The following is a 16819-nucleotide window of genomic DNA, read 5'->3' as shown; positions in this document are numbered from 1 at the left end:
CATGGCGGCGCAGCGTGCGGCGTTCTCCATGCTGTCGCGCGGCGGGCGCGCCGCACCCGCAATCCTGATCTATCACCGCGTGCTGCGGCGGCGCGATCCGCTGTTTCCCAGCGAAGTGGATGTGGAGACCTTCGACCGCCAGCTGAAGATCCTGAAGTCCTGCTTCACAGTGCTGCCGCTGCACGAGGCGGTTGAGCTGATGCGGGAGGGCGCCTTGCCGCCAGGCGCCGCCTGCATCACCTTCGACGACGGCTATGCCGATAACGCCGAACTGGCGCTGCCCCTGCTGCGCAGGCATGGCTTGCACGCTACCTTCTTCATCGCTTCCGGCTTCCTGGACGGCGGCCGCATGTGGAATGACTGCGTGATCGAGGTGGTGCGGCGGGCGCCATCCGGCATGCTCGACGCGCGGCGGCTTGGCTACGGCCAGTTTCCCCTGGATTCGCTGGCCGACCGCCAGCACGCCATTGGCGCCTTGCTGGACAAGCTGAAATACCTGCCCATGGCACAGCGCAGCGTGCAGGTGCGGCGGCTGGCGGAACTGACCGATTGCACGCTGCCGGAAAAGCTCATGATGAGCAGCGCCCAGGTGCGCCAGCTGCACCGTTGCGGCATGGGGGTGGGGGCGCATACGCTGCGCCACCCGATCCTCGCGCGCCTGCCGCTGGCCGCAGCGAAACGCGAGATCGAGGAGGGCCGCAACAAGCTGCAGCAGCTGATTGGCGCGGACGTCGCCATGTTCGCTTACCCGAACGGCAAGCCTCGGCAGGATTACAGCGCTGAGCATGTGGCCCTGGTGCGGGAACTGGGATTCAGGGGCGCGGTATCAACCGCATGGGGCAGCTGCCGCCGCGCGCCTGACCTGTACCAGCTGCCGCGCTTCACGCCCTGGGACCGCAGCCCGGGCCGTTTTCTGCTGCGTCTCGCCGCCAATATGCTGCGCCGCGCGCCGATGGCCTGATGCTGCTACCATCGCGGCATGCACCGCATCACCATCATGCCCCAGGGCTGGCAGTTCGACGCGCCGGACGGCGAAACCTTGCTCAAAGCTGCCGAAGCGGCTGGCATCCGCCTGCCCAGTTCCTGCCGCAATGGCACCTGCCGCACCTGCTTCTGCCAGTCCGCCGGCGGCGCCGTGCGCTATCTCATTGATTGGCCGGGCCTGAGCTTCGACGAAAAGCGCGAAGGCTACGTGCTGCCCTGCGTGGCCGTGGCGGAATCCGATCTCACCTTGTTTGCACCGGCCGCGCGCCGGAATTGACCCGGTCCCACGCCGTGGTGGCGGTGGAAGGCGCGGTGGAAAGCCGCCTCTGACTGATAGCCCACCAGCTCTCCTACTGCGGCCGCACCAAGGCGCCGCTGGGAAAGCAATTGCGCGGCCTGCGTCATGCGGATATGCGTAAGCATGGTCGCCGGCGGAACGCCCGCCGCTGCACTGAACAGGCGGGCAAAAGTGGCGCGGGACAGGTGGCATGCGGCAGCCAGGGTCTCCAGCGTCCAGTCCCTGCCTGGCGCCGCCAGCATGCCTTGCAGTGCGGGCTGCAGCCGCTTCTCCGCCAGCACGGAAAGGATTCCGCTGGCGCCGGAAGTCTGCTCCATCCATGCCCGCAGCATCAGCGCGAACAGCGCGGCCGACAAGTGCTGCAAAACGCCGCTGGAACCGGGCCGCTCCGCCACCGCTTCTTCCTGCAGGATGGCGATCAGGCTGCGCAATCCCGCCACCGCGGGCTGGCCGGCGGTGCGCACTACCAGCACGTCCGGCAATGCCGCCAGTAGCGCCTCGCTGCCGGCGCCGAAGTGGAATTCGCCGCACAGGATGTCGCTGGCCGAGCCGTCGCCTCCCGTCTCGTGCACTGCAAGCCCATGGCTCGCCTGATGCTCGTGCTTCGGGAGGGGGGCGCCTTCGCCGAGGCTGCGGATGCGGTGCGCACCGCCATGCGGGAACACCAGCGCATCGCCGGCCTGCAGGGCGATCTCACTGCCGTCATCGCCTTCCAGCACCGCTTCGCCGCCGGCCAGCAGGTGGTAGCGCGCGGTGCCGCGCCCGGAAGCCGGAAGATCCAGCAGCCATGGGGCCCGGAAGTGGCAGCGGATATTGATGACGGTATCTACCGGGTAAAGCGACAGCAGGCGGCTGAGGGTGTCCATAATGCACTCGTGAGACGAATGAGCAAATTATAGATCAGTTTGAGCATTCAAACATTCATCGTGAAGGCATAGACTTCTTCCATCGACAAACACTTTGAAGGAGCAAAATCATGAGCCGTCTTTTCAACCAGCCCGTAGAACAAGCCACCGGCCACGCAGCAGAAGTTTTCGCCGGCATCCGCAAAGCCATCGGCATGGTGCCGAACGCTTACGCTGCAATCGGCAATAACAGCGCCGTAGCACTGGAAGCGGCACTGAACCTGGATGGCGCGCTGCGTAAAAGCAGCCTGAGTGCAAAGGATATCGAAGCTGTGAAGCTGGCCGTCAGCCAGCGCGCAGGCTGTGACTACTGCTTGGCCGCACACACGCTGGCGGGCCGCAAGGCCGGCATTCCGGCGGACAGCATGGTTGCGCTGCGCCGTGACGAAGCAACCGGCGATGCACGTACCGATGCGCTGGTGCACTTCGTTCACACGCTGGTCACTACCAGCGGCACGGTGCCGGAAGCGGCAGTGCGTGCGGTGCAGGCCGCAGGCGTCACCGATGCGCAGATTGTGGACGTGCTGCTGGCCGTCGCCAGCATCACCTTCACCAACCTGTTCAACCGTGTGAACGATACCGCAGTGGACTTCCCGGCCGCGCCGGCAGCCTAAGCCTCACCTCCCGGCCCCTTGCGGAGCCGGGACAGCAGCGCCTCGGTCTGTTCGTTCAAAGGCAGGCCGTGGCGCCGCAGCAGCTGCACATGCAATACAAGATTTTCCAGCACCAGCTTGGCCGATACGGCCAGCAGCGTAAGCCGCCTGTCCTCCTCGCTGAAGGACTCCATGGCGTCCGCCATTTCGCACAGGTGGCTCGCCACCAGGCTGCGCAAATCCTGTTCGTCGAAGGGCAGGTCGGCAAAGTCGATCGGGTCTTCCTGTTCGACTTCGTGCATCAGTATTTCGAGGTCCTGCTGGCTGATCGACATCTCGGGCTCCCAAAGTTCGCCTGATTTCATTTTAGGCCAAACCAGCTGCAATCCGCGCTAGAATCGCTGCACCTGGGGGAGACGACCTTGGCGCACATCACCTTTACACAACAACTGGCGCGCTTCCTGCCCGTGCCCGAACTGCAGACGGCAGCCGCAACGCTGCGCGCAGCGCTGGATGAGGCATTTGCCGATAATCCGCGGCTGGGCGCCTATGTGCTCGACGATCAGGGCCACCTGCGCGAGAACGTGGTCATCTTCATCGATGGCCGCCGTTCGCGCGACCGCGTGCTGCTGGACGATCCCCTCCTTCCCGAATCACGCATCTACATCTTGCAAGCTCTTTCAGGAGGCTGACATGGCAGACCGCGCATACATTGCAACCCGCAAGGGCCTGTTCGAACTGATACGCAGCGTCCAGGGCTGGCAACTGCAGGACAAGCACTTCTACGGCGAGCCGGTATCGATGGTGCTGCACGATGCGCGCGACGGCGCCCTGTACGCGGCGCTCAACCTCGGCCACTTCGGCGCCAAGCTGCACCGCCGCGATGCGGGCGGCGAGTGGAAGGAAGTGGCGGTGCCGGTCTACCCGGCAAAACCGGAAGACAGCGAAGACAAAACGGACTGGAAGCTGCGCCAGATCTGGTCCCTGGAAACGGGCGGCCCGGACCAGCCGGGCGTGCTGTGGGCCGGCACGCTGCCCGGTGGCCTGTTCCGCTCGGAAGACCGGGGCGAGAGCTGGCAGCTGGTGGAATCGCTATGGAATGTGGAAGGCCGCAGCCAATGGTTCGGCGGCGGTTACGACGTGCCGGGCATCCACAGCATCTGCGTGGACCCGCGCGACAGCCGCAGCGTACTGGTTGGCATTTCCTGCGGCGGCGCATGGCTGACGGAAGACGGCGGCGCGAGCTGGCAGTTGCGCACGAAGGGCATGGCCGCGCGCTACATGCCGCCCGAGATGCAGGATCTCGGCGAAGTGCAGGATCCACACCGCATTGTGCGCTGCGCGGGCGAACCGGATGTCCTGTGGTGCCAGCATCATTGCGGCATCTGGCGCTCCGCCGACAACGGCAGGAGCTGGGAGGAAGTCAACGCGCCGCTGTCGAGCTTCGGCTTCGCCGTCGCGGCACATCCGAAAGATGGCGGCACCGCATGGTTCGCACCGGCGGTGGCGGACCAGCAGCGGGTGCCGGTCGATGCCGCGCTAGCGGTCAACCGCACCAATGATGGCGGCGGCCACTTCGTCACGGAGCGCGCCGGGCTGCCGCAGGAGCACTGTTATGACCTGGTCTACCGCCATGGCCTGGCGGTAGCCGATGATGGTAAAACCCTGCTGATGGCGTCCACCACGGGCGGCGTCTGGCTGTCGGAGAATGGCGGCGCGCAATGGCAGACGGTGTCCACCACGCTGCCGCCGGTGTATGCGGTGCGCTTCGCCTGATCAGGCGCCGTAGGAATTCAGGAACATTCCGACCGCGTTTTGCACGATGAGCTCCTGCTGCGCATCGTCCAGCGGCGGCTGGCCCATGGCCACCTGCGGCCAGAAGGCGAAAGTCTTTAGCTGCCCTTGCAGCAGGTGGGAGAGGAAGAGCGGGTCGCCGGGCTTCAGCTTCCCGTCCTGCTGCGCAGCGCGCAGGAAAGCGGTAACGCCTTCCTCCTTGTCCCCCAGCTTCGCCACCATATCGCGCGCGCGCTCCGGCGTGTGGATCGCTTCCGCAATCGCCACCCGCGCCAGGTCCAGGAAATAAGGATCGCGCAGCATCACCATCTTCTGCTGCAGCAGCGCCGTCAGCTGCTCCTTCAATGGCCGGGCCGGATCGTAAGCCACCGCGTTGAGCGCCGCACTGCACTCCCACAGCTCGCGCAGGATCTGCCCGAACAGCTCGTCCTTGCTCGGGAAATGGTTATAGACGGTGCGCTTGGACACGCCGGCCCTGGCCGCAATGCGGTCCATGCTGGTCGCCTCGAAGCCGCTGCTGCGGAATTCGGCGATAGCAGCCTCAACAATAGCGGCGCGCTTGCGGTCGGTCAGGCGCAGGGGGGTATCGGTGCTCATGCAGTTATTTTACACCGGGTAGTTTACTTTTCCAAAAATAGGAACTACACTGTGTAGTGTACATTTAACGCTTACACAACGATGAAACTGTTCTCCCGCCGCACCCTCGCCGTTGTGACACTGACTGGAGTTATAGCCATGGCCTGCATCGTAATGTCTGAACAAACCACCGCCCACGTGTCGCCCCAGGTTCAGGACGGCAAGTTCCGCAATCCGGCCCGCATGCACAAGAACAGCATCGGCACCGTCGCCAAAATCATGTGGCGCATGATCTTCGAGAAACCGGCTACCAGCGTGCCTTCCCAGCCGATTCCGGTGCACACCCTGAGCCGCGAGCAGCTGCTGGCCGCGCCGGACAACACGCTCTACCGCCTCGGCCATTCCACCATGCTGCTGAAGCTGCAGAACCAGTTCTGGCTGACCGACCCGGTGTTCTCGAAACGCGCCTCACCGGTGCAGTGGGCAGGACCGGCGCGCTTCCATGAAACGCCGATCAGTATCGAAGAGCTGCCGCCCATCAAGGGCGTGATCCTGTCCCACGACCATTACGACCACCTGGACCGCGCCGCCGTCACCGCACTGGCCGCCAAAACGGAGTACTTCGTGGCGCCGCTGGGCGTGGGCGACCGGCTGGTTGAGTGGGGCGTGCCGGCCGAAAAAATACGCCAGCTGGACTGGTGGAGGTCCGTCACGCTGGATGGCGTGCAGCTGGTGTCCACCCCGGCCCAGCACTTCTCCGGCCGCGGCATTTTCGACAGCAACAGCACGCTCTGGTCGTCCTGGGTGATTCGCAGTCCCGGCGTGAACATTTTCTTCAGCGGCGACACCGGCTACTTCCCCGGCTTCAAGGCCATCGGCGAAAAATTCGGCCCCTTCGACCTGACCATGATGGAAACCGGCGCCTACGATCCACAATGGCCGGACATCCACATGCAGCCGGAAGAAACCATGCAGGCCCACATCGACCTGCGCGGCAAGGTGCTGATGCCCATCCACAACGGCACTTTCGACTTGGCCCTGCATGCCTGGTATGAGCCTTTCGAACGCATCACGGCGCTGGCGAAGCAGCGTGAGCAAGTACTCGCTACGCCGGAGATCGGCCAGCCGCTGAGCCTTGAGCAGCCGAAAGCGGAACAGAAATGGTGGCGGAAGCTGGTGGATTCCAACGCGGCGGAAGTGCCGCGCGAGGCGGCCGGCGCTACGCAGTAACGTCGATCAGCGTACCCAGGCTGCGGCCTGAGGCGCCAAATTCGTAGGACGGCTTGGTGATGAGGTCCGAAGGGACCGGGGTTTCGATGGCACGTTCAATGGTGCGCGCGGTACGGGCGGGTTCGCCAGACTGCGCGCGCTGGCTTTCCAGCTGCGTTTTGCGCAGTCCTTCATTTGCATTGTCCAGCTCGTTGCGGCTGGCATCCAGTTGCTCTTCATCCGCCGCTACCTGGGCGCGGCTCTGCTGCACGCGGCGTTCCGCGCTGGCAACAGCAGTTTGCAAAGAGTTAATTGAGCTGACCATATTGACCTTGAATGGGGCTTACTGCCGAGCAGGCATCAATTCAAGGGTAGGTCAATATTGCTGCGTAATCAAGAAAAATCTGTGAGGAAACTGCGGGGAGGATGGGGACAGGCAGCCTTGGAAACCGCCCGTCCCCGGGCACTGCAAGGGGACTGCAGGCGCTCCCGCAGGAGCGCCAATTCTGCTTAGAAGCGATAGGTCAGCGAAGCTTCCCAGGTGCGGCCGAACAGCGGACGGGCGTTGATCGGGCCGCTGCCGCCGGTGGTCAGGCGGGAATTGCCTTCAGTCAGGCCCAGCTCATTGGTGACGTTGGTGGCGTTGATGCGGAATTCCACCTTGTCGTTCATGATGAACAGGGCGCCCAGGTCCACGGTCTTGTACGAAGGCAGGTACTGCAGGTTGGCCTGGTCAGCCCAGCGGTCGCCGATGTGGGTGTAGGTGCCGTACAGCTTCAGCTCGTTGTCGCCCAGCGGGATGCGGTAGGTCGGCGTGAAGCGGTACTGCAGCTTCGGCTGGCGCTGCACCACCTTGCCGGCGGTGGCCGGATTATCCTTGTACTCCGATTTCTGGTAGTCGCCGGACAGCTGCAGGGTCAGGTTGGTTACCGGGCGCAGCGCCAGTTCCCATTCCACGCCGTTGCCTTTCGAGCCGCTGGTCGAGTTCAGCACCTGGCCGTTGGACAGGATCTGCTGGAAAGCGATGCCATCGAACTCGGTGTGGAAGTAGTTCAGGTAGACCGTGTACAGCTGGTTTGCCGTCTTGAAGCCTGCCTCGAACTGCTTGATCTTCGGCGTCGGCAGGAAGTTGCGGTCATCCACGCTCTTCTGGTTGCCGGCATTGCGCAGGTCATCGAAGGCAATGAAGGTGTGGCCGGTATTGGCGCGGGCGAACACGCTGGCGTCGCGGCTCAGCTTGTAGTTACCGCCGATGGTGAAGGAATTCGCCGAATCGGTGCGCGTGAGGTAGGTATTCGAGCCGTTCGGCATCGAGGTACCGTTGTTGTACACGGTCAGCGGATTGTTGTCGGTATCGGCCGAAGTCAGGTTCGAGATGGTGCCGTCGATCTTCTGGCGTTCGCGGCGCACACCGGCGTCCACGCGGATGGTGTCGTTCACTTTCCAGTCGTTCGAGATGAAGAAGGCGGTGTTGCTGCCGTCATAGGAAGCCACCGGCGCATAGAACACATTGCCGTCCTTGCCGTTGTTGGACACGATCACGCCGTTGTTCAGCTTCACATTGATCAGGCGCGCATTCGGCACGGCCGTCATCAGGTGGCTGCTGCCCAGGTACCACACGTCATCGGACGAGTAGTTGGCGAAGTAGCCGCCGATGGTGACGGTGTTATCTTTCATCCACTCCTTGCTCACGCGCAGCTCGTTGGTGAAGGATTCCAGCTTCTTCTCCACTGCCCACAGGCCGGCCTGCACCACCTGCTGGTTCGCGTCCACCGGCGTGCCGTCCAGGTAGGTGGCGGTTGCCGTGGTGGCAGTCTGGCCCGCCACGGCATTGCGGTGGGTATTGATGGCCGCCGCGTTGTAGGCGCCCATCGTCAGCGGGTTATTACCCGTGAACATGGCGATGGTGTTCAGGTCGCCCTTGAAGTAGTTGAACTTGTTGGACAGGTTCCAGCCGCTGAACTTCGTGTCCAGGTCGGCGCCCAGCACGGTGGCCTTCAGGCCGCGGCCGTCGCCCAGGTCGTAATTCAGGGTCTTGCCCGGCGCGGCTTCCACCGTGAAGCGGCGCATTTCACCGCTCATCAGGGTGCCGGTCAGCGGGTCGAAGCCGGGGAACTCGGTGATGGTGCGGCCTTCGTTGCTGGAAATCAGCGGAACACCGGTGTAGAAGGCGTTCTTGTCGTCGGTGCGGCGCGCATAGAAGGTCAGTTCGCCATCCTGCAGCTTGCGGGTCAGCGTACCGGTGATCTGGCCACCTTTGTCGGCCGGGAAGCCGGCGTCGCGCACGCCATTGGTGTTGCGGTAGAAGCCGCCCACGGTGCCGTACCAGCCATCGCTGATCTTGCCGCCGTAGAACACGTCAACACGGCGCAGTTCGCCCGTGCCGGTGGAGAAGCGGATCGAGCCTTCCGGCGTATCGCTGCCTTTTTTCAGGATGAAGTTCATCGTCGCGCCCGGCTGGCCGTTCGAGAAGATGGTGCTCGGGCCGCCGCGCAGCACTTCCACGCGTTCGATGGTGTCGTCCAGGCGGAAGGCGGAGGAGCCTTCGAAGAAGGACAGGGTAGGCACCGGATAGATCGGGTTGCCCATCATCTGCACGGACACGAAAGGCGAATCCGAGCCGGACGGGAAACCGCGCACTTCGATGTTGGCGCCGGACTGGCCGCCGGTGGATTCGGCATACACGCCAGGCACCAGCTTCAGGATATCGGCGGTGCTGCTGGGCGCCGCGGCTTTCAGCTGTTCTTCGTTCGCGGTACTGATGGAGAAGGCGGAATCGAGGCGGCGCAGGCCGCCGGTCGCCACGCCCGTCACCACCACTTGCTGGATATCGGACTGGGCAGCGTCTTTTTGCGCCGGGGCGGCCGCTTGTTCGGCAGCAGCGGCTTGCGGTTCAGCCGCCTGAGCCTGGTTGATGAGGGTCAGGACGGCAAGGGAAATGGAGGACAGCAGGAGCTTACGCGGGGTTTTCATGGGCTTGGGCTTTCTTATAGGAAATTGTCGTCTCCTGGACAATACGCACCTTGAATGCGCGATGCCACGGTAGGAACTGTCATTGAATCAATAAATGATATCGATGTCAATCGAAATGTTATCGATGTCATTTTCTTTCAACAGTTGTGCGAAATCTGTCATAATGATTTCGCTGGCCTGTTTATAAGAATGAGCGACTGAATGGCATCAACGAAAAACGTGCGCAACGGCGAAGCCGGACTGACGATGGAAGACCTGGCCAAGCTGGCCGGCGTGTCCAAGATCACCGTCTCCCGCGCCCTGCGCAACAGCCCGCTCGTTACCGAGGAAACGCGCCAGAAAGTGCAACAGATTGCCAGCGAACAGGGCTACCGGCTGAACGTCAGCGCGCGCAACCTGCGCATGGGGCGCTCATATTCGGTGGCGGTTGTGGTGGAAATGACACCCGCGCGCGGCCGGCCGATGTCCGATCCCTATCCGCTGGAGCTGTTGGGTGGCATTACCCAGGAGCTGACGACGGCAGGCTACAGCGTGGTGCTGACTTCGAAGCAGCTGCTGGACACGGCGCCGGTGCAGGGCGCCGATGGCTTGATCCTGCTGGGCCAGGGTTCGCACGGCGAGGCGGTGACGGCGCTGAAACAGACCGGCCTGCCGCTGGTGGTATGGGGTGCGCCCGAAGCGGGCTCGGACACCATCGTGGTCGGCAGCGACAACCGCAAGGGCGGTTTCAGCGCGGCGCAGCGTTTCCTGGAACAGGGGCGCAAGAAACTGGTTTTCCTTGGCGACGTAGACCACGCCGAGGTGCAGGAACGCTGTGCCGGCTTTATCGACGGCATGGGCGGGCAGGGCTCGGTGCACATCATGCGTCCCAAGGCATTCACCTTTGAGGCGGGCTTCGATTGCATTTCGGCGCTGCTCAAAAAGAAGGGCCAGGTCTGCGACGGCGTGTTTGCCGCGAGCGACCTGCTGGCCATGGGCGCCATCCGTGCCCTGGCCGAGAAAAACCTGCGGGTGCCGGAAATCGTTTCCGTCATCGGCTACGACGACACGCCGGGCGCGGCCAGCTTTGTGCCGCCGCTGACCAGCGTGCACCAGTATCTGCGTGACGGCGGCGTGCTGCTGGCGAAGAAGATGCTGGACCTGATGAACGGCCAGCCGGTGGCATCGGAAGTCCTGCCCACCACGCTGATGGTTCGCCAGACCTGATTTTCCTTACGATGTTTGCTCTTAAAAAATCACAGAAACCGGAATCCAAACCGGTTTGAATTAGAAAAAGGGACGGATTGTGCATACTTTTCCTCTGGACGCGTGGTGCATTCGGGAGACCAGCTTCGACACCGCTTCGCATTTTCTGGACGAGACCCTGTTCGCGCTGGGGAACGGTTATATCGGCCTGCGCGGCACGGCGGAAGAAGGCTACAGCGGCCCGGCGGGCACCTCGCTGGACGGCAGCTACCTGAACGGCTTTTACGAATCGGAGCCGATCCACTATCCGGAAAACGCCTACGCGCTGGCGCGCACCAATCAGTTCATGCTGAATGTGCCGAACGCCAAGGGGGTGTCGCTGTGGCTGGAGGAAGAGCGCTTCGACCTGCTCACCGGCACCGTGGAAAAGTATGAACGCAGCCTCGATTTCCGTACCGGCATCCTGGAGCGCCGCCTGGAATGGACCTCGCCGTTCGGCCGCAAGGTGGCGATCCACAGCCGGCGCGTGGTCTGCTTCGAGAACAAGCACCTGTTCGCCATCCGCTTCGAAGTTACGCCGCTGAACTTCGCCGGCGCGGTGCGGCTGGTGTCCACGCTGGACGGCGCCGTGAAGAACCTGGAAGCAGGCGATGACCCGCGCGTGGGTTCCGCAGTAAGCGGCCCCGCGCTGCACCTGCAGGGCGTGGAACAGCGCGAGCATTTCTCGGCCCTGATCCAGGACACGCGCAACAGCGGCTTCACGCTGGTATCGGCCAATGCATCGGAACTGGATGTGCCGCATGTGCTGAGCTACGGCCAGGCGGGCCTGCGCCTGGAGCAGCGCTACACGGTGCAGGCGGCACGCGGCCAGACGGTGGCGCTCACCAAGTACGGCAGCTACTTCTCCTCGCGCGACTACGCGGAATCGGAACTGATGGCGCGCAGCCAGGAAGCGCTGGACCGCGCGCGCGCCGATGGCTTCGATGCGCTGGCCGCGCGCCAGGCCGCCTATCTCGCGGACTTCTGGCAGCAGGCCGACGTGGAAATCGCGGGCGACGACGCGCTCCAGCAAGGCATCCGCTTCAACCAGTTCCACCTGCTTCAATCGGTGGGCCGCGACGGCAAAACGAACATCTCGGCGAAGGGTGTCACGGGCGAAGGCTACGAAGGCCACTACTTCTGGGATACCGAGATCTACATCTTCCCCTTCTTCCTGTATAACAAGCCGGAGATCGCGCGCAAGCTGCTGGATTACCGCTGGGCGGGCCTGGAAATGGCGCGCAAGCGCGCACGCCAGATGTCGCACGAGAAGGGCGCGCTCTACCCATGGCGCACCATCGCAGGCGAGGAATGCTCGGCCTATTTCCCGGCCGGCACCGCGCAGTACCACATCAATGCGGACATCGCCTATTCCATCAAGCTCTATCTGGACGCCACCGGTGACGAGGCCTACCTGGTGCAGGCCGGCGCCGAAATCGTGATGGAAACGGCGCGTATCTGGGCCGGCATCGGCAGCTACAACCGCGACGGCCGCTTCGTCATCAACGAGGTAACGGGCCCGGACGAATACACGGCGCTGGTCAACAACAACTACTACACCAACGCGATGGCGCAGCTGCACCTGCGCTTCGCAGCCTCGCTGGCGGACAAGCTGGCAGCCGAATACCCGGCGGACTACGCCCGCATCGCGGCCGCCATGCAGCTCGACGCTTCGGAAGCGGCCGAATGGCGCCGCGCGGCAGACCTGATGCTGCTGCCATACGACGACGCGCTGCAGATCCATGCGCAGGACGACAGCTTCCTGTCGAAGAAAGTGTGGGACATCGCCAACACGCCGAAGGACAAATTCCCGCTGCTGCTGAACTACCACCCGATGGTGATCTACCGCCACCAGGTGTGCAAGCAGGCGGACGTGGTGCTGGCGCTGCTGCTCCTGAGCGAACAGTTCTCGCTGGAAGACAAGCGCCGCGACTTCGACTACTACGAAGCCGTTACCACGCACGACTCCTCGCTGTCCTCCTGCATTTTCAGCATCATCGCCTCCGAAGTGGGCTACCACGACAAAGCCTACGACTACTTCATGGAGACGGCCCGCCTCGATCTGGACGACACGCACGGCAACACGCACTACGGCATCCACACGGCGGCAATGGCCGGCACCTGGATGGGCGTGGCCTACGGCTTTGCCGGTATGCGCGTGGTGAACGGCGAGCTGCGTTTCGCGCCCACGCTGCCGAAGCAGTGGCAGCACTACCAGTTCAAGATTCACATCAAGGGCTGCCTGCTGCAGGTGCGCGTGAGCGGCAATCAAACGGATTACACGCTGCTGCGCGGCGAGTCGCTGGCCTTCAGCCATCGCGGCCAGGCAGTGGAACTGACGCAAGCGGCAGCCAGCCGTGCGCTGGCCTGAGGAGAAACCATGAGCCGATTCAAAGCAGTCATCTTCGATCTCGACGGCGTCATTACCGACACCGCGCGCTATCACTACCTCGCCTGGAAACGTCTGGCCGATTCCCAGGGCGTGCACTTCGACGAAGAGGCGAATGAGCACCTGAAAGGCATCGACCGCATGGGTTCACTGGACCTGATCCTCGCCGGCGCGAAGCGCCAATACACGCCGGAAGAAAAGCTGGCGCTGGCGCACGACAAGAACGAGCACTATAAAGAGCTGATTTCGTCCATGTCGCCGGCCGACCTGCTGCCCGGCGCCGTGCAAGCGCTCGATGCCTGCCGCGCTGCAGGCCTGAAGATCGGCCTCGCGTCTGTCAGCAAGAACGCCTTCTCGGTGCTGGATTCGCTGGGCATCCGCGACAAGTTCGACTATGTGGTGGATGCGGCGACCATCGCCCGCGGCAAGCCCGATCCCGAAATCTTCCTCAAGGCCGCGCGCGAACTTGGCGTGGCGCCGGAAGAGTGCCTGGGCGTTGAAGACGCCGTCGCTGGCGTAGCATCGATCAAGTCGGCCGGCATGTTCGCCCTCGGCATCGGCGATCCGGCGATACTGGCGCAGGCCGACGTCGTCATACCGGGATTGCAGCACTTCCAACTGAACGCCTACTAAAAAAACGAGAGAGGCTGAGGAGACAAAATGAAAAACCAGCGCATCCTGTATATCCTGTTCCTGATCTACTTCGTGTTCGCCATTCTGCTGAACAGTGTGGGCACGGTCATCCTGCAGGTGATCGGCAATTACGACGTGAGCAAGTCCGCCGCCAGCGTGCTGGAAGGGTTCAAGGACCTGCCGATTGCCGTGGTGTCCTTCCTTGTAGCCTCCTTCCTGCCACGCCTGGGCTACAAGAAGGCGATGCTGATCGCGCTGGCCATCGTCACTTTGGCATCGCTCTCCATGCCGCTGGTGCCGAGCTTCCTCACCACCAAGCTGCTGTTCCTCTCCGTTGGCGTGGCGTTCGCACTGACCAAGGTTTCGGTCTACTCCACGCTGGGGCTCATCGCCACCAGCCGCAAGCACCACGCGGGCATCATGAACACGCTGGAAGGCTTCTTCATGATTGGCGTGCTGTGCGCCTACTGGGTGTTCAGCTTCTTCATCGATTCCAGCGATCCCAGGTCGCAAAGCTGGCTGCACGTCTACTGGGTGCTGGCCGCCCTGTGCGCGCTCACCTTCGTACTGCTGGCGACTACGCATTTCGACGAATCGCTGGCCGCGCTGCCGGAAGACCGCTCGCTGGCGCAGGACTTCACCGCCATGCTGCGCCTGTTCTTCAAGCCGCTGGTCTGCGTCTTCGTCATCACCGCCTTCCTGTATGTGCTGATCGAGCAGAGCGTGGGCACCTGGCTGCCCACCTTCAACAACGAAATCCTCAAGCTGCCTGCGGCGATGAGCGTACAGGTGACGAGCATCTTTGCGGCCTGCCTGGCTGCGGGCCGCCTGTCCGCAGGTTTCCTGCTGCGCCGCCTGAACTGGTATCCTGTGATGAATGCCTGCCTGGTCGGCATGGGCGCGGTGGTGCTGGTGGCGCTGCCGCTTACGCACGGCGTGGAAGCAAACCCGGATATCGGCTGGCTGAACGCGCCGGTGGCCGCCTTCATCTTCCCCCTGATTGGCCTCTTCATGGCGCCCATCTACCCCGGCATCAATTCCGTGATGCTCAGCTCTTTGCCGAAGAACCAGCACTCGGCCATGACCGGCCTGCTGGTGATTTTCTCCGCGTTGGGCGGCACCACCGGTTCGCTGATCACCGGCTATGTGTTCGGCGCCTTCAGCGGCCACACCGCTTTCTACCTCACGCTGGTGCCGATCGCCGTGGTGCTGGTAATGCTCTGGTTCTTCAAGCGCGCCGTGGACAGCACGCCGGATAACGGCCTGGATGGCTCGGCTATAATCAGCGGATGAATCTCAAGAGCCTCGCTGACCTGCTCGGCATGTCGAAAACGACAGTGAGCCGGGCCCTCAACGGATATCCCGAGGTCAGCGACCGCACGCGCCAGCGCGTGCTGGCAGCGGCGCAGGCGGCGGGCTACCAGGCCAACCCCGCGGCGCGCACGCTGGCGGTGGGCCGCAGCAATGTATTCGGCATCATCTATCCGCTGCTGCCCGCCGACCTGGGCGACCCCATGTTCCTCGATGTGGTAGGTGGCATGTCCGAAGCGCTGGAGGCGGCGCACATGAACCTCATCATCGCGCCTGTGTCGGCGGCGAACGAACTTCCATCCTATGAGCAGATGGTGCGCGGCAAACGCGTGGATGGCCTGGTCGTCAGCCGCACGCTGGTGCATGACGAACGTATCGCCTACCTGGCGAAATCCCGCTTCCCCTTTGTGGCGCATGGCCGCACGCAGCTGAGCGAGCCCTATGCCTGGTTCGATTACGACAACGAGGCGGGCATCCGCAAGGCCGTTGAATGCCTGCGCGCACATGGGCACCAGCGCATTGCCATGATCAGCGCGCCGCTGGAGCTGAACTTCGCAGCGCAGCGGCGGGCCGCCTTCATCTCGTCCCTGGACGGCGCGACGGTGAACCCGCGCTACCTGATCGAAACCACCATCGAGCAGCGTAGCGGCTATCTCGCCATGCGCCGGCTGCTGGAGCTCTCGCCACGCCCTACGGGCGTTATCGTGGACAACCATTTCGCCGGCGCCGGCGCCGTGCGTGCGCTGCTGGATGCCGGCATTGCGATCGGTGACGAGATCTCGCTGATCGTGTGGGGCAGCCTGCAGGACAGTCCCGTTGCGGTCAGCACCATCGAACAGCCGCGTGCCCGCGAGGCAGGCCGCGTCATGGCCGATATGCTGCTGGCCCTGAACGAAGGCAAGCCGGCGGCGGAGCTGCAAACCTTATGGCAGCCGGAACTCGTGCTGACGGCATCGGTCAGGCAACAATCAGCCGGTTGATGTAAGGGTCGAGCTGCTGCGAGCCCCGGTAAGGCTCCGGCTGATAGAGGTAGGCGTAGCTGGGGAACAGCGAATACTGAATCTGGAGCATCAGCCGCCTGCTGCCTGTGGGCGAGGCGCCTTTATGCACCCCGGCGGTATCGACGGCGAAGCCAAATCCGCGCGGACCTGTTGCAGTGATCAACTTGTCCGCTCCGTACATGCCGCTGATTTCGGTATCGGACTGCAGTTGCAGGCGCAGCGGCGCCCGGGTGAGATGGGTGCCGCGCACGTAGACGTGCGGCCCCGCGTCGTCGCCCACGTCGGTGAGGTAGACCAGCACCTTGAAGTAGCGCCAGTCTTCCGAATCGCGGTGAAAGGTCTGCAAGTCGCTGCGGCCTTCCGGAATCGGGAAGGACCAGCGCACGCCTAGTTGGGAGATGGTCGGCTTGCAGCCGATGTAGCGCTCGGCGAGCGCCAGCAGCAACTCCGAATTGGCCAGTTCGATGATGTGCGGGCAGGCCACGATATCGCGCAGGGAATACTCGGCCAGCCGCGTTTCTGGCGGCACGCGGCCGATGGTGAATTGCCGGCGCGCGTTGTGCCGGTCGGTCATGATACGGTCTTCGAAGTGGCGGTAAATGTCCTCGCACTGCCCGCGGTCGAGCAGGAGGCCAAGGGCGACGTAACCGTCCGCACTCAGGGTGGCAAACAGCCGTGAGGAAGCGGGCAGGCCGCCGCTGTCCCCCTGGCGCAGGCGCACCCATTGGCGCAGCAGGCGTACGCACACGCCACGCAGCGGTGGCGATACGATCAGGCGCTGCAAATAATAGAGGAAGCTGTTGGCAGGTTTGAAGCCGTGGCCCGGCGTCAGGCGTGCGTATCTCATTTCCTGTCCTCTTGCGGGTGGAGGCCATGGCAGTGAGCTACAACGGTAGCGTTTGCGGCACATCATTGCATTGATGCGCCGC

The 16819-nt window shown here is 63.5% G+C and carries 17 protein-coding genes; 11 read left to right on the top strand and 6 right to left on the bottom strand.

From position 1 onward, the window contains the following. Window position 1 precedes the first annotated feature (1 nt). Window positions 2-961 (top strand): polysaccharide deacetylase family protein, encoded by a 960-nt coding sequence (locus ACJRPG_RS11025; protein WP_408000128.1) that lies wholly within the window; start codon window positions 2-4, stop codon window positions 959-961. Window positions 962-979: 18 nt separating this feature from the next. Continuing rightward, a complete protein-coding gene (locus ACJRPG_RS11020; protein ID WP_408000127.1) occupies window positions 980-1261 on the top strand; it encodes a 2Fe-2S iron-sulfur cluster-binding protein in 282 nt (93 codons plus the stop codon). On the opposite strand, the gene ACJRPG_RS11015 is transcribed toward ACJRPG_RS11020, so the two are convergent. After that, a complete protein-coding gene (locus ACJRPG_RS11015) occupies window positions 1189-2148 on the bottom strand; it encodes an AraC family transcriptional regulator (RefSeq protein ID WP_408000126.1) in 960 nt (319 codons plus the stop codon). The two genes, ACJRPG_RS11020 and ACJRPG_RS11015, sit on opposite strands and share 73 nt — an antisense overlap. 110 nt (window positions 2149-2258) lie before the next feature. Between ACJRPG_RS11015 and ACJRPG_RS11010 the strand changes: the two genes are divergently transcribed. Then, on the top strand, window positions 2259-2801 hold the full coding sequence (locus ACJRPG_RS11010) for a carboxymuconolactone decarboxylase family protein (protein ID WP_408000125.1): 543 nt from the start codon (window positions 2259-2261) through the stop codon (window positions 2799-2801). Here the strand turns inward: ACJRPG_RS11010 and ACJRPG_RS11005 are convergent. Beyond that, window positions 2798-3115 carry a hypothetical protein gene (locus tag ACJRPG_RS11005; protein ID WP_408000124.1) on the bottom strand — a complete coding sequence of 106 codons (318 nt, stop codon included), beginning with the start codon at window positions 3113-3115 and terminating at the stop codon, window positions 2798-2800. The genes ACJRPG_RS11010 and ACJRPG_RS11005 overlap by 4 nt on opposite strands. 87 nt (window positions 3116-3202) lie before the next feature. Here ACJRPG_RS11005 and ACJRPG_RS11000 point away from each other — a divergent pair, with 87 nt between their 5' ends. Together ACJRPG_RS11000 and ACJRPG_RS10995 are read left to right on the top strand one after the other, a co-directional pair. After that, window positions 3203-3472, top strand: a complete 270-nt coding sequence (locus ACJRPG_RS11000) for a ubiquitin family protein (RefSeq protein WP_408000123.1) — start codon at window positions 3203-3205, stop codon at window positions 3470-3472. A 1-nt stretch (window position 3473) separates the two neighbouring features. Then, window positions 3474-4556: a WD40/YVTN/BNR-like repeat-containing protein gene (locus tag ACJRPG_RS10995; protein WP_408000122.1), complete on the top strand. Its 1083-nt coding sequence runs from the start codon at window positions 3474-3476 to the stop codon at window positions 4554-4556. Here ACJRPG_RS10995 and ACJRPG_RS10990 read toward each other — a convergent pair whose 3' ends face one another. Next, window positions 4557-5171 carry a TetR/AcrR family transcriptional regulator gene (locus ACJRPG_RS10990; RefSeq protein ID WP_408000121.1) on the bottom strand — a complete coding sequence of 205 codons (615 nt, stop codon included), beginning with the start codon at window positions 5169-5171 and terminating at the stop codon, window positions 4557-4559. Window positions 5172-5324: 153 nt separating this feature from the next. Between ACJRPG_RS10990 and ACJRPG_RS10985 the strand changes: the two genes are divergently transcribed. Beyond that, entirely contained in the window at window positions 5325-6380 is a 1056-nt protein-coding gene (locus ACJRPG_RS10985) for an MBL fold metallo-hydrolase (RefSeq protein ID WP_408000120.1), read from the top strand. Here the strand turns inward: ACJRPG_RS10985 and ACJRPG_RS10980 are convergent. Next, window positions 6370-6663, bottom strand: a complete 294-nt coding sequence (locus ACJRPG_RS10980) for a hypothetical protein (protein ID WP_408000119.1) — start codon at window positions 6661-6663, stop codon at window positions 6370-6372. The genes ACJRPG_RS10985 and ACJRPG_RS10980 overlap by 11 nt on opposite strands. 206 nt (window positions 6664-6869) lie before the next feature. Beyond that, window positions 6870-9332: a TonB-dependent receptor gene (locus tag ACJRPG_RS10975; RefSeq protein WP_408000118.1), complete on the bottom strand. Its 2463-nt coding sequence runs from the start codon at window positions 9330-9332 to the stop codon at window positions 6870-6872. A 201-nt stretch (window positions 9333-9533) separates the two neighbouring features. On the opposite strand from ACJRPG_RS10975, the gene ACJRPG_RS10970 reads away from it, so the two are divergent. The 5 genes from ACJRPG_RS10970 to ACJRPG_RS10950 all read left to right on the top strand — a co-directional run bounded on the left by ACJRPG_RS10970 (window position 9534) and on the right by ACJRPG_RS10950 (window position 15869). After that, window positions 9534-10538, top strand: coding sequence for a LacI family DNA-binding transcriptional regulator (locus ACJRPG_RS10970; protein ID WP_408000117.1), 1005 nt, complete (start codon window positions 9534-9536; stop codon window positions 10536-10538). A 79-nt stretch (window positions 10539-10617) separates the two neighbouring features. After that, window positions 10618-12927: a glycoside hydrolase family 65 protein gene (locus ACJRPG_RS10965; protein WP_408000116.1), complete on the top strand. Its 2310-nt coding sequence runs from the start codon at window positions 10618-10620 to the stop codon at window positions 12925-12927. 9 nt (window positions 12928-12936) lie between these two features. Then, window positions 12937-13578, top strand: coding sequence for a beta-phosphoglucomutase (gene pgmB, locus ACJRPG_RS10960; protein ID WP_408000115.1), 642 nt, complete (start codon window positions 12937-12939; stop codon window positions 13576-13578). Window positions 13579-13605: 27 nt separating this feature from the next. After that, window positions 13606-14871, top strand: coding sequence for an MFS transporter (locus tag ACJRPG_RS10955; protein ID WP_408000114.1), 1266 nt, complete (start codon window positions 13606-13608; stop codon window positions 14869-14871). Then, window positions 14868-15869 carry a substrate-binding domain-containing protein gene (locus ACJRPG_RS10950; RefSeq protein WP_408000113.1) on the top strand — a complete coding sequence of 334 codons (1002 nt, stop codon included), beginning with the start codon at window positions 14868-14870 and terminating at the stop codon, window positions 15867-15869. Before ACJRPG_RS10955 ends, ACJRPG_RS10950 begins: the two co-directional genes overlap by 4 nt. Here ACJRPG_RS10950 and ACJRPG_RS10945 read toward each other — a convergent pair. After that, window positions 15847-16737: a phytanoyl-CoA dioxygenase family protein gene (locus ACJRPG_RS10945; RefSeq protein WP_408000112.1), complete on the bottom strand. Its 891-nt coding sequence runs from the start codon at window positions 16735-16737 to the stop codon at window positions 15847-15849. The genes ACJRPG_RS10950 and ACJRPG_RS10945 overlap by 23 nt on opposite strands. Window positions 16738-16819: the final 82 nt, after the last annotated feature.

Source organism: Pseudoduganella rhizocola, from assembly GCF_045984285.3.
In the GTDB taxonomy this organism is placed as follows: Bacteria; Pseudomonadota; Gammaproteobacteria; order Burkholderiales; family Burkholderiaceae_D; genus Rugamonas.
This window is presented reverse-complemented; position numbering and strand designations above follow the sequence as displayed.